Origin of the sequence: Halodesulfurarchaeum formicicum (genome assembly GCF_001886955.1) — an archaeon.
Classification (GTDB): domain Archaea; phylum Halobacteriota; class Halobacteria; order Halobacteriales; family Halobacteriaceae; genus Halodesulfurarchaeum; species Halodesulfurarchaeum formicicum.
Window position 1 is genome coordinate 1,664,810 of record NZ_CP016804.1, and the last position, 12,369, is coordinate 1,677,178.

Here is a 12,369-nt window from a genome sequence, read left to right on the forward strand (position 1 = left end):
CTTAGTCTGACTCGCTCTCGAAGGTCACCGTGGGTCCGCCAGTCTCGATGATGACGTTGCCCTTTCGCTTGGTGGCTCTATTGACGGCGTCCTCTGTTGCTTCCTTCGTCAACTCGTCCATCGGACCGGCTTTGAGCGCCCCACCGACACACGTATCGACACAAGCCGGCTTCTCGCCACCGTCGTCTTCGTGCTTTTTTGCGGGCGAGCCGTATCCCTCGCCAGCACCTTTGCCAAGACACATGTGACACTTCTGCATCTTGTTGTCGCCGTCGAACTTCGGCGCGCCGTACGGGCAACTCCAGGCGCAGTAGTGACAGCCAATACACTTATCACGATTGACAGTCACGATACCGTCGCTGTCGCGCTTCTCGATGGCCCCCGTCGGACACACCGTTTCACAGGGTGGGTCCTCACAGTGCATACAGGAGATGGACACGCTGATCTCCTCGTAATCGGGGAACTCACCCTGCCCGGACTGCACGACCCGTCGCCAGGTGGCCGATTCGGGGTCGAGGTCGTTCTGATTCTTGCAAGCGACCGTGCAGGCGTGACAGCCAATGCACTTGTTCGCGTCGAAGTAGAAGGCCCACTGTTCGCCCATCAGGCATCACCTCCTTTCGTAACCTCGACTTTGATGTGCCGGGCCACCTGCCCACTGATCGGTTCGATTTGATCGGCGTTATGTAACATCATGGAGTTCCCTCCTTCCTCGTTGGGCGTGATGGAGCCCTTCCCCCAGCCGAGGGTCGTCGCCGTGTATCCTGGTTTGATGCCCTCGGTCACGTGAGCCATCAGCGAAATCGAGCCCTCGGGCGATTCGACGGTTACCATGTCACCATCCTCGATACCCCGGGGTTCGGCGTCATCGGGGTTGAGCAACAGGTAATTGCCCCGGTAATCCTTGTGATCGAGCCCCCATCGCTCGGCGAGGAGTTGGCGGGAGTGATCGAGCGTCTGATCGCCGCCACGTGAGATCTGTTCGACGAAGGCGTCAGTAAAGTCGAGTGGATACTCCTCGTCCGGCATCTGGCCGAACTTTTCTGGTGGGACGTACTCGGGTGCCGTCGAGATCCCGGCCTGTTCGGCAGCGGCGGCATAATCCTCGACGTTGTCCAGGACGAACTCGAACTTGCCAGTTGCCGTGTCGAACCCGTCTTCCTTCCAGGATTCATAGCCATACTCGCCCTGGATGACGTAGTTCTTCTCGTCTAGCTCATCGAGTGTGAGCCCCATGCCGGAGAGTGCGTCGTTGATCTTCTCCTCTTTGGAATCCCACGGGACGTACTCGCCGTAGCCCATCGCCTCGGCAAGCCCCTTGAGGATGTCAAAGCCGGGCTTGGTGTCCCACTGGGGCTCGATCGCGGCCTTCGATCCGGTGACCCAGCCCTGTGTCGAGTAAGATCCCGATCCGCCCGCGCCAAGCATCGGCTTCTCCAGCTGAGAGGATTCGGGGAAGACGACATCCGCTCGGCGCGTCATTCCGTTCCAGTAGGCGTCGATGGCGATCAAGAGGTCCATCTCCTCCAGGGCCTCGATCCAGTCCTGCGTGTTGGAGTTTTTCAGCGGACTGAACCAGTACATGAAGGCCCCGGCGACGTCGCCGTTTTCCACGGCCTCCGGGAACTGGGCGTGTGCAAGCCCGCGGACGTGGTGGAACGGGTACTCCTCATAGTCCGAAAGAGGCTGTGAACGTCCGTCCTGGTTGGACGGGAACTCGACGCCCTGCACCTCGTATGGGTCTGCCAGATCGACCGGTGACTCCCAGTACCGGAGTCCACCGGGCCGGTCCAGGTTGCCAACGAGGCCGTTCAGCACGTGGATGTTCTGCGCGTTTTTCTGTCCGTTCGACTGGTTCGTGATACCAGTCCAAACCGTCGCATAGCAGTTCGGCGCGGCCTCGGCGAACCCGCGGGCGACCTTCCTGATCTTTGTCGCGTCGATGTCAGTGATCTCGGCTGCCCACTCGGGCGTTTTGTCACTGACCTGTTGTCGCAATTCGTTGAACCCGTAAGTGTAGTTCTCGACGAAGTCCTCGTCGTAAAGCCCCTCCTCGATGATGACATTGGCCATCGCCAGCGCGAGTGCGCCATCCGTCCGGGGCTCGATTGGGAGCCACTCGTCGGAGTGCTGGGCCGTCTTGGTGTACCGTGGATCGATGGTCACCAGGGTCGCGTCGTTCTCCTCGATCGCATCCAGAATGCCCATCGGTTCCCACTGCCCGTTGAACGCCTCGAGCAGATTCCGACCCCAGCTGATGATGTACTCGCTGTTCTTGTGGTCCGGCGCGGGCCGCCCCCGACCGCCCATCCAGTCCCACGTGTAGGACCACGGCCCGTGACAGATCGTCTTATGGCCCACCTTGTTCGGACTCCCGTAGATGTCCATGATAAGGTGTTTCCACATGTCATCGGTATCATACCCCTCCGCCATGAGGAGTTTCTCCGGCCCGTGTTCGTCCTTGAAGGTCGCGAGTTTGTCGGCGGCGACCTGGAAGGCCTCCTCCCAGGAGGCCTTCTGTAGTTCGCCGTCCTTGCGGACGTAGGGCTCCTTGATCCGGTGTGGGTCGTAGGCCTTCTCGATCTGGGCGTGGGCCTTCGAACAGAGCCGACCCTCGCGGCCCTCGCCCGGGCTCCCCCGGGGATGTCCGTCGACGCCCTTGAGTTCGACGGCGGTGCCGTTTTTCATCCGCACCCGCTGGCCACACAGTTGGTGGCAGTCCCAGCAAGTCCCGGAAGCGACCCAACCGTCGGACCCCGCCTCCGATTCGGTACTCCCCTGGACAACCTGGGAAACCCCAGCACCACCGATACCCGCCGATAGTGCGGCCGCAGCACTTCCTTTCAGGAACGTGCGGCGCTCGATTCGCGAACCGTCGGATTCGTTCGTGGTCGATGTAGAGTTACTCATGAGTGGTCAGTCAACAGCCAGTGGTCGATCGTCACGTCCGAACTCCTCGAGTACTTCCTCGTGGTACTTCTCGTGGAACTCGGCCTCGGACAGCTCCCCATCCGAGACCCGCCTGGCGTCGCGGGCCATCCGCCGACCCAGGTCCTCGTCGTAGTCCTGCCGGCCGCCGAGGTTCCCCATCTCGTCCCCTGAGAGCGGGCGGCGTTGCCCACCCGCACCATCTGTATTTGTCATCTGGACGGTCACCAGTATCCAGTTATCCGTAACCGCCAGACAGGGGAGAGACCTATTCTTTCAGAGACAAGCTCTTTTTATACCAGCGTGAGGAAGTGACAATCAAATGTCGTGTGAACACACCCCACGATAGCGGCGTCACTGCGAGACCGGAAATCGAACGATCAGGCGTCCGTAAAGAGTTGCGTGATGAGCTTCTCCTCGACAGCGCCGAGACGCTGTGAGAGCGCCTGCTGGGAAATGTCGAGTTCCGCGGCCATCTCCTCCAGAGAAGTCTCACGGGGCCGCTGATAGTAGCCCATCTCGATCGCGAGCTTCGCCGCCGAGCGCTGTTTCTCCGTCAGCGAGGAGAGGTCCACCTCTTCGACCCGCTTGTCGATATTGCCGTCGTAGTTCGAGGTGATCTCGACGAGGCGGACCGAATCGCCCACGTTGTTGAGGTCTTCGATGAGCTCCTCTAGGACCGTCCGATCCCGCACGTAGGTCGTGATCGTGAGCCCCCGTTCGCCGGCGTCAGTGATGTCCGCGACACAGGCGTTTTCGTGGAACACCGAACAGACACAGGGATCGGAGACGTCCTTGGTAGTGTGTTCGACCCGGGTATCCGCGTCCTCGACGATCGCCTCGCAGTGACAGATGTCCCCCGAAAGCTGTGATTTGAGCGTTTCCGACCGGCCCTCGAACTCGACGAGTGGACAACCAGTCTCCGGCTGAACCTGGATGACGACCCGGAGCTCACGCTCCTCCGGTTCGGGCACTTGTGTGAAACGGGTCATCTGACGCTCACCTCCCGATCCGGTTCAGATTGCCCCAGCGACACGGCCATTCAGCAGTCATGTACGCGGTTCTCCTTCAAAAGGTTGGCTACACGTGCGCTGAGCCGTCACGAACGGCCATTGTTGACCCATCACAATCGAATCAGTGCTCGACCGTTTCGAGCAGCTGTTCGGCCCGTTCGAGGTCCGCCTGCGTGTTCACGTTGAAAAAGGTTCGCTCCGCTGTCAGCCGCCGAAGCCGCTCGCCCTCGACCGTGACTACGTCGAGGTCGAGGGCCGGTTTGATCGGTCGCTCCACCCCGTTTTCGACGGCCGCACGGATCGAGGCGACCATCGCGTCAGCGTGATAGACCGCCTGCAGTGGTTGATACCAGTTGCCCTCTCCGTGTCGGGGTAGCACCGCTTCGTGGTCCGCCGCGATCTCGAAGAGCGAGGCCACGAAGTCGGGGTCGACGAAGGGCATATCACAGGCCACGACGACGGCGTACTCGGACTCGGTCGCGGCGAGCCCCTGCTCCATCCCGTGCATCGGACCGGCGTCCTCGATCTCGTCCAGGGCGAACCGAACCGGCCTGGAGTACCCCGAGAGGACAGCGTCGAGGCACTCGGCCTGGGCCGCCCGGCAGTTGACGATGAGTTCGTCGACGATCGGCTCGATCCGATCGGCCACGTGGCGCACGAGCGGGCGACCCGCGAGGTCCGCACAGACCTTATCGCGGTCCCCGAACCGGGTCGATCCCCCGCCACAGACGAGTACTCCCGCACCCATTGGGCAAGTGTAGGAGCGCGACGCTATAGGAGTCCTTGGATCGAGCCGGGAGAAAAACGTTCACAACGGCTGGCACCCTATCCCCCACATGCGCGTCGCACTTCCGTCGACGAACCGAGACGAACGGAGCGCCCCCGTCGCGACTCACTTCGGCCGGACAGCCGTCTTCACGGTCATCAACACCGAGACCGACGAAATCGAACTTCTGGAACACGAAGGCGGTCACGGCCACGATTCGAGTCCGCCCCCGGTGACGATCGCGAACGCTAACGTGGATGTCGTCATCGCCGGCGACATCGGTCGTGGGGCGGTTTCACGTCTGCAGGACGCCGGCATCGAGGTCTTCCGCGGGGCCGACGGAACCGTGGATGAAGCCCTCACCCAGTGGGAAGCAGGGGAGCTAGAGGCTGTCGATCCCGGGGACGTTCACGGTCACGACCACGGCGATCACGACCATGACCATGGCGACCACGAACACGGACACGGCCATGGCGACCACGAACACGGACACGGCCATGGCGACCACGAACACGGACACGGCCATGGCGACCACGAGCACGGACACGAACACGAATCAGACGAGCACGAACACAATCACGGCCTGCACCACGGCCACGGACAGGGCACCGACTCCGACGAGAACTGATCGATCAGTAGCCGGTCAAAAATAGCGCCGACACTCAGAACGGTGTCTCGGGGCCGGCCGGGTCCTCTTCGCCCTCGTCGTCGTAGTTCGGGACCCGGATCCCCATCGATTCGAGCTTGGCCTTGCCGGATTCGGTCGCCTTCTCCGGGCCCCACGGTGGCTCCCAGACGAGTTCGACCTCGACGTCCGAGACCCCCTCGACCGATTCGGCGGCCACGGTGACGTTCCGTTTGATGCTGTCCGCGATCGGACAGCCCATGCTCGTCAGCGTCATCTCGATGTGTGCCGAACCGGTGTCCTCCTCGACCTCGATGGTGTACACCAATCCGAGGTCCACGATGTTGACGGGAATCTCCGGATCGTACACCTCCGAGAGAGCGTCCCGAATGTCCTCGCTGAGTGCCATCTACCGGGACTTGGCCGTTGAGCGTCAAAAGGATTGTTCTACCCGCCCAATTCTCCCCAGTCCGATGCTGTGCCCGCCAGACAACTGGCGTGCCGGAACACCGACCGCTTTCAGGCTGGCCGCCCAACCGGAGTCCAATGGAATTCGACGTGGAACGGGAACTCGCTCGCTACGCGGACACCCAGGGTGTGTTGCCGGAGCGACTCGATGCGCTCGGTGAACGGTACCGGGAACAAGGACACCTGACCCGGGAGCAACTGTACGACCTGGCGTACGAGACCTCGACCCGCAGCGCCTATCACGTCCGGGAGAACCCGGCCGAGCGCTGTGTCGAGGTGACCGAAAACGTGCTCGCCGTCGACGGCGACTTCTCGAAGATCCACCTGCTGTCCGGGCTCCGGGGCTTCAAGGCCCCGACGGCCTCGGCCGTCCTCGCGGCACTGGCTCCCGAGCGGCACGCGGTCGTCGACACCCGGGTCTGGGCCAGCCTGGACCGGCTGGAGTACCTGGACGGGCGCAAGGAGTCCTTCGACGCCGCCGACTACGTCGAGATGATCGGGCCGATTCGAGAGTTGGCCGACGAGCGAGGCTATACCGCAGCCGAGGTCGGCTACGCGCTGTTCGCCGCGGATGTCGCAAACCGGGACGGAACACTACACTGATTCGAGCGAAGTTTGCGGGTACGCTTTTGCCCCGGTGGCCCCAAGGACCACCTGGAACACGATGAGTAGCGAGGACACACAGTACCTGGCCGAGAAGCTGGAACAGATGCGAGAGCGAGGGGAGACCTGGGAGCTAAAGGAGCTCGAGACCCCCTCACAGCCCACCGTCACCGTGGAGGGCGAGGAGGCCATCCTGCTCGCGGCGAACAACTACCTCGATCTGGCAGCCGACTCGCGGGTCCGGGAGGCCGCCAAGGACGCCATCGACGAGTACGGCATGGGTGCGGGCTCGGACTGGTCGATCGCGGGCTACATGGAGGTCCAGGACGAGCTCAACGAGGCCATCGCGGACTTCAAAAACACCGAGGCGGGGGTCTCCTTCCAGACCGGCTTCGCCGTCAACGCGGGGGTCCTCCCCCAACTCCTGGAGGACGGAGACGTCTTCCTCTCTGACGAACTGAACCACGGGAGCATCATCGACGGAGTCCGGCTCTCCCCGGCGGACGTGAAGATCTACGGGCACACCGACATGGGCGACCTGGAGGACACCCTCCGGGAGGTCCACGACGAGTACAACCGCATGATCGTCGTGACCGACGGCGTGTTCTCCATGGACGGGGACATCGCCCCGATGGACGAGATCCAGTCCCTGGCAAACGAGTACGGCGCGATGACCTACGTCGATGACGCCCACGGTGAAGGGGTCCTGGGCGGCGGCCACGGCATCGGCACGGAGTTCGACCTGGAGCAGGAGATCGACTTCCAGATGGGCACCTTCTCGAAGGCGGCCGGGGGCTTCGGCGGGATGTTCGCCGGCGACCAGCACGTGGTGGAGTACGCCTACAACACCGCCCGCACCTGGCTTTTGAGCGCGGGCTATCCGCCGGCGGTCGCGGCGGCCAACATGAAGGCCCTGGAGATCATCGAGAACGAGCCCGAGCGGGTCGAGAAGCTCTGGGAGAACCGCGAGTACTTCGCCAGCGAACTGGAGTCGATGGGCTGGGATACGGGGCGCAGCGAGACGCCGATCGTCCCGGCGATGGTCGGGGACAGCAACAAGGCCAAGGAGCTCGGCGAGCGACTCTTCGAGAACGGCGTCTTCGCGCTCCCCATCGTCTTCCCGATGGTGCCCCGGGGCGAGGCCCGGATCCGCAACCAGCTCAGCGCGGGCCACTCCAAGGAGGACCTGAACGAGGCGCTGCGTGTCTACGAGGAAGTCGGCCGTGACCTGGACCTGATCTGAGCGGGTTGTGAACGTCGGGCGGGTCTCTCTAAACGAGGAATTCGGATGGCCGAGGGGGAGCGACGGTTCGACTTGTGGGCGATTGGGTAGCGGTGGCGTGCTGAAGAGCTGGGACTGACGGCTTTCGTCTGAAAATGGATGTGAAGAGCTGTTCGTATTACGAAATCAGAATTATTAGTATTCCAAGGCTTCTTCCGTATGGGAACCGTATATACGATTGAAATGAGCGAAACAGGCGCGGACACGGAGCAAATTGAAGAACCGACCGAGTGGTCTGACCTGGCGATGGGGCTCTATGAGAGGCTTACGGGCCGACACGCGGAGATCGTGTACGAGTTCGAAGACATGGAGATCCTGGTACCCAGTAAAGTCGGGAGCGACGCAGAACATACCCCCTGGCAGCTGAACGGCACGGTCAGCATCACGACTCGCGAGCGTGAGTAAACCACCCCGACCAGGCGGTTCGCTGACCGTCGAGACGGACCTCGATCTCTCGATCGGGGACGCCCAGGTAGACGTCCGCTCAACAGGTGATCGGCTGTTCCTCAACTTTCCGTCGCTCCGGGCCCTCTCCGAGGCGAAGCGGGGGTTACCCCCGACAGGAATCGAGGCCGTATCTGGGCTGGTCACCGCGTTTGACCTGACGATGGAGGTCCGGGCTCGCGATCGAACGATTTTCGTCATCGAGCCGGGCGCACCTGCCGGTCCGCTGTCTCGGTGGGTGGGCTCCAGTCCGGTACAGCTTCGGGCGCTCGGGCTCCTCGCAGTGGTGGCCAAAGAGATCGAAAGCGGGATTCGAGTGATCCGGACCCTGCTTCATTAACCCAGCGCGGGAATCGATACCGGTCCGGCTGCGGTTGGATCGAGTCGTCCGCTATCCGAGTTTTTCTTCCAGGTGCTCCAGCATGTCCGCGGTCATCGTCTCCAAGTCATAGGTGTGCTCCCAGCCCCAGTCCTCGCGGGCCGCGGAGTCATCAACTGCGTCGGGCCAGGAGTCGGCGATGTCCTGGCGCTCGTCGGGTTCGTAGTGAGCCTCGAAATCGGGCAGGTGCTCCTGGATGGCCGCGGTCAGTTCGCCGGCGGTGAAACTCAGTGCGCCGACGTTGTACGAACAGGGGTACTCCAGGGACTCCCGGTCGGCGGTCGCGATTCCGATGAGCGCCCGGATGGCGTCTTGCATGTACATCATCGGGAGTTCGGTGTCCTCGCGCACGAAGTAGGTGTACTCACCTTCCTCGATAGCGTCGTAGAAGACCTCGACGGCGTAGTCGGTGGTGCCACCGCCGGGGAGAGTCTTGTGGCTGATGATGCCCGGGAGTCGCACGCCACGCACGTCCAGGTCGTAGTTCCAGCTGTAGTAATTCCCCATGTGCTCGCCGAAGACCTTCGAGATGCCGTAGATCGTCCGCGGCGCGAGCGTGGTCATCTCGCCGGGGTTCGTGGGCGTCTCGGGCCCGAAGACCGCGATGGAACTCGGAACGACGAGCCGATCGAGGCCGTGTTCCCGGCCGGCCTCGAGAACGTTGTGGAATCCCTCGATGTTCACCTCGAAGGCCAGTTGTGGGTGATCCTCGCCGCGCGCGGAGAGGATCGCCGCGAGGTGAAAGACCGTATCCACGTCGTACTCCGAGAGCGCCGCCGCGAAGGCCTCGGCGTCTCGGACGTCGATCTCCTCCGTCGGGCCGCCGTCGTCATCGGGTTCTTCGATGTCGGTCGCGACGACAGTCTCCACGTCGTCCCGGGCCCGGAGTGCGGGAATGAGTTCGGAACCGATCTGACCACGCGCGCCAGTCACGAGGACATTTTGCATGGGTAGTCATTTGGCGGACATCGGTAATAATTGGCGTGTTTTTCCCGTGTTGCCATTCCCCAGTCACCCCACCGGTAGTAGTGACGCAGTCTAACCATTCAAGTCGGCCCGTCCCATACGCCGCCCCATGCAGGATACCGGCCCCTTCGGGGCGATACGCGAACTGGAACACGACGGTGAGACGTACAAAATGGCGGATCTCGGGGCCCTGGAGGAGGCAGGGCTATGCGAGTTGGACGAGTTGCCGGTCAGTATCCGGATTCTCCTGGAGTCAGTGGTGCGGAACGCGGACGGCGAGTCGATCACCGAGGCGGACGTCGAGAACGCGGCCTCCTGGGAACCGGACGTCCCGGACGTAGAGGTGCCCTTCACACCCTCGCGGGTCGTCCTTCAGGACCTCACGGGCGTCCCGGCAGTCGTCGATCTGGCCGCACTCCGGTCGGCCGCGGACCGGAAAGGACGGGACCCGAACATCGTCGAACCGGAGATCCCCGCGGACCTGGTCATCGATCACAGCGTCCAGGTCGACTACTACGGCTCGCAGAGCGCCTTCGGGAAGAACGTCGAGATCGAGTACGAGCGCAACGCGGAGCGCTACCGCGCGATCAAGTGGGCCAACCAGGCCTTCGAGGACTTCAGCGTGGTTCCGCCGGGAACTGGCATCGTGCACCAGGTCAACCTGGAGTATCTCGGCCAGGTCGTTCACGACCGCGAGGAGGACGGCGAGGACTGGCTCTTCCCCGACACCCTCGTGGGCACCGACAGCCACACACCGATGATCGGCGGCATCGGGGTCGTCGGCTGGGGCGTCGGCGGTATCGAGGCCGAGGCGGCACTCCTAGGCCAGCCGATCACGATGACCCTGCCAGAGGTCGTCGGCGTGGAACTCACGGGTGAGATGCCGGAGGGGGCCACGGCGACCGACCTGGTACTCCAGGTCACGGAGAAGCTACGCGAGGTCGGTGTGGTCGATCGCTTCGTCGAGTTCTTCGGTTCCGGCGTCTCGGAGTTGACCGTCGCCGACCGGGCGACCATCTCGAATATGGCCCCCGAACAGGGCTCGACCATCAGCATGTTCCCCGTCGACGAGGCCACCCTGGAGTACCTCGAACTGACGGGCCGGGACCCCGAGCACGTCGATCTCATCGAGCGGTACCTCAAGGAACAGGGCCTGTTCGGCGAGCAGAACCCCGAGTACACCGAGACCGTCGAGATCGACCTGGGAGCCGTCGAACCGAGTTTGGCCGGCCCCAGCGAACCGGATCAGCGCATCCCGATGGGCGACATGAAGACCCACTTCCGGGGCCTGATCGAGGACGAAACCGAGTACGGCGAAGTCGATGAAACTGCCCTTTCACGCTGGCTGGAGAACGGCGGCGCGGCCCCGCCAACGGAAGCTGACGACCTGCCGCTGGGCGATCTCAACGAGCGCTACGAGATCGAGATGCCGAACGGCCGGAAAACCGAGATCGGCCACGGCAGCGTCGTGGTCAGCGCCATCACCTCCTGTACGAACACCTCGAACCCCTCGGTGATGCTCGCCGCCGGACTGCTCGCCCGGAACGCCGTCGAGGCTGGTATCGATGTCCCGCCACACGTCAAGACGAGTCTCGCGCCGGGCAGCCAGGTCGTCACCGAGTACCTGGAGGAGTCCGGCCTGCTCGAAGACCTGGAGGCACTTGGCTATCACGTCGTCGGCTACGGCTGTACGACCTGTATCGGGAACGCGGGCCCGCTCCCCGATCCCGTCGAGGAGGCCATCGACGAGCACGACCTCTGGGCGAGTAGCGTGCTCTCGGGCAACCGGAACTTCGAGGCCCGCATCCACCCGAAGATCCGGGCCAACTACCTCGGCAGCCCGCCACTCGTGGTGGCCTACGGCCTGGCTGGCCGGATGGACATCGACCTGGAGACCGATCCGCTGGGCCATGACCCCAACGGGGAGCCGGTCTACCTCGAAGACATCTGGCCCGACCAGGACGAGATCCACGAGGTCATGACCGACAGCGTGCACCGCGAGATGTTCGAGGAGAAGTACGACGACGTCCACGAGGGCGATGAGAACTGGAAGGCCCTGGACGCGCCAACCGGGGACGTGTACGACTGGGACGAGGAGTCCACCTACATCCGCGAGCCGCCCTTCTTCACGGACTTCCCGCTTGAGAAACCCGGCGTCCAGAACGTCGAGGACGCCCGCTGTCTCATGACCCTCGGAGATACCGTCACCACCGATCACATCAGCCCCGCCGGGCCGTTCAGTACCAACGTGCCGGCCGGGGAGTGGCTGGCAGACCAGGGCGTGGATCCGGCGGACTTCAACACCTACGGCGCTCGACGGGGGAACCACGAGGTCATGATGCGGGGGACCTTCGCGAACGTCCGCATCGAGAACCAGATGCTCGACGGCAAAGAGGGCGGGTACACCATCCATCACCCGACAGGCGAGGAGACCACCGTCTTCGAGGCCAGCGAGCGGTATCGTGAGGCCGACACCCCACTCGTGGTGATGGCCGGCACCGAGTTCGGCACCGGCTCCAGTCGCGACTGGGCGGCCAAAGGCACTGACCTGCTCGGCATCCGCGCGACGATCGCGGAGAGCTACGAGCGGATCTATCGGGACAACCTCATCGGCATGGGTGTGTTGCCCCTGCAGTTCCAGGACGGGGACTCCTGGGAGTCCCTGGGCCTGGATGGCAGCGAATCCTTCACGATCACCGGTCTGGAGGACGGGCTGGACGTGAACGCCGAACTGCAGGTGCAGGCCGAGCGGGCGGACGGATCAACCGTCGAGTTCCCCGTCACCGCCCAGGTCGGGACCCCGGCCGGCGTGGACTACGTCGAGCACGGTGGGATTCTGCACTACGTCCTTCGCCAGCTCCTCACGGAGTAGGGGAAACGGTTAGGGTGGCTCCA

General features: G+C 63.3%; 13 protein-coding genes. 6 read left to right on the forward strand and 7 right to left on the reverse strand.

The genetic code is table 11. The features are described from left to right. Window position 1: 1 nt before the first annotated feature. The 5 genes from HSR6_RS08635 to mobA all read right to left on the reverse strand — a co-directional run bounded on the left by HSR6_RS08635 (window position 2) and on the right by mobA (window position 4,689). Window positions 2-604, reverse strand: a complete 603-nt coding sequence (locus HSR6_RS08635; RefSeq protein WP_071933364.1) for a 4Fe-4S dicluster domain-containing protein — start codon at window positions 602-604, stop codon at window positions 2-4. Beyond that, window positions 604-2,910: a molybdopterin-containing oxidoreductase family protein gene (locus HSR6_RS08640; protein WP_071933365.1), complete on the reverse strand. Its 2,307-nt coding sequence runs from the start codon at window positions 2,908-2,910 to the stop codon at window positions 604-606. Before HSR6_RS08640 ends, HSR6_RS08635 begins: the two co-directional genes overlap by 1 nt. Before the next feature lie 6 nt (window positions 2,911-2,916). Further along, window positions 2,917-3,144: a 4Fe-4S ferredoxin N-terminal domain-containing protein gene (locus tag HSR6_RS08645; RefSeq protein ID WP_083426147.1), complete on the reverse strand. Its 228-nt coding sequence runs from the start codon at window positions 3,142-3,144 to the stop codon at window positions 2,917-2,919. Window positions 3,145-3,308: 164 nt separating this feature from the next. Then, window positions 3,309-3,920 (reverse strand): helix-turn-helix domain-containing protein, encoded by a 612-nt coding sequence (locus HSR6_RS08650; protein ID WP_070365497.1) that lies wholly within the window; start codon window positions 3,918-3,920, stop codon window positions 3,309-3,311. Between the two features lie 142 nt (window positions 3,921-4,062). Next, complete coding sequence (gene mobA, locus HSR6_RS08655) at window positions 4,063-4,689, reverse strand: molybdenum cofactor guanylyltransferase (RefSeq protein ID WP_070365498.1); 627 nt, start codon at window positions 4,687-4,689, stop codon at window positions 4,063-4,065. Between the two features lie 88 nt (window positions 4,690-4,777). On the opposite strand from mobA, the gene HSR6_RS08660 reads away from it, so the two are divergent. Next, on the forward strand, window positions 4,778-5,335 hold the full coding sequence (locus tag HSR6_RS08660; protein ID WP_071933367.1) for a NifB/NifX family molybdenum-iron cluster-binding protein: 558 nt from the start codon (window positions 4,778-4,780) through the stop codon (window positions 5,333-5,335). A gap of 34 nt (window positions 5,336-5,369) precedes the next feature. Here HSR6_RS08660 and HSR6_RS08665 read toward each other — a convergent pair whose 3' ends face one another. Next, window positions 5,370-5,741: a metal-sulfur cluster assembly factor gene (locus tag HSR6_RS08665; protein ID WP_070365500.1), complete on the reverse strand. Its 372-nt coding sequence runs from the start codon at window positions 5,739-5,741 to the stop codon at window positions 5,370-5,372. Window positions 5,742-5,878: 137 nt separating this feature from the next. Between HSR6_RS08665 and HSR6_RS08670 the strand changes: the two genes are divergently transcribed. The 4 genes from HSR6_RS08670 to HSR6_RS08685 all read left to right on the forward strand — a co-directional run bounded on the left by HSR6_RS08670 (window position 5,879) and on the right by HSR6_RS08685 (window position 8,469). Next, entirely contained in the window at window positions 5,879-6,403 is a 525-nt protein-coding gene (locus tag HSR6_RS08670) for a hypothetical protein (RefSeq protein ID WP_070365501.1), read from the forward strand. 61 nt (window positions 6,404-6,464) lie between these two features. After that, a complete protein-coding gene (locus HSR6_RS08675) occupies window positions 6,465-7,646 on the forward strand; it encodes an aminotransferase class I/II-fold pyridoxal phosphate-dependent enzyme (RefSeq protein WP_071933368.1) in 1,182 nt (393 codons plus the stop codon). Window positions 7,647-7,868: 222 nt separating this feature from the next. Further along, window positions 7,869-8,090 carry a hypothetical protein gene (locus HSR6_RS08680; protein ID WP_071933649.1) on the forward strand — a complete coding sequence of 74 codons (222 nt, stop codon included), beginning with the start codon at window positions 7,869-7,871 and terminating at the stop codon, window positions 8,088-8,090. After that, the gene (locus HSR6_RS08685; RefSeq protein WP_071933369.1) at window positions 8,083-8,469 is read left to right on the forward strand and encodes a hypothetical protein; all 387 of its coding nucleotides are present in this window, start codon (window positions 8,083-8,085) and stop codon (window positions 8,467-8,469) included. The genes HSR6_RS08680 and HSR6_RS08685 overlap by 8 nt, the downstream gene beginning before the upstream one ends. Window positions 8,470-8,520: 51 nt before the next feature. Here HSR6_RS08685 and HSR6_RS08690 read toward each other — a convergent pair whose 3' ends face one another. Continuing rightward, window positions 8,521-9,456, reverse strand: coding sequence for an NAD-dependent epimerase/dehydratase family protein (locus HSR6_RS08690; RefSeq protein WP_071933370.1), 936 nt, complete (start codon window positions 9,454-9,456; stop codon window positions 8,521-8,523). 127 nt (window positions 9,457-9,583) lie between these two features. On the opposite strand from HSR6_RS08690, the gene acnA reads away from it, so the two are divergent. Further along, window positions 9,584-12,346 carry an aconitate hydratase AcnA gene (acnA, locus tag HSR6_RS08695; RefSeq protein WP_071933371.1) on the forward strand — a complete coding sequence of 921 codons (2,763 nt, stop codon included), beginning with the start codon at window positions 9,584-9,586 and terminating at the stop codon, window positions 12,344-12,346. Window positions 12,347-12,369 lie beyond the last annotated feature (23 nt).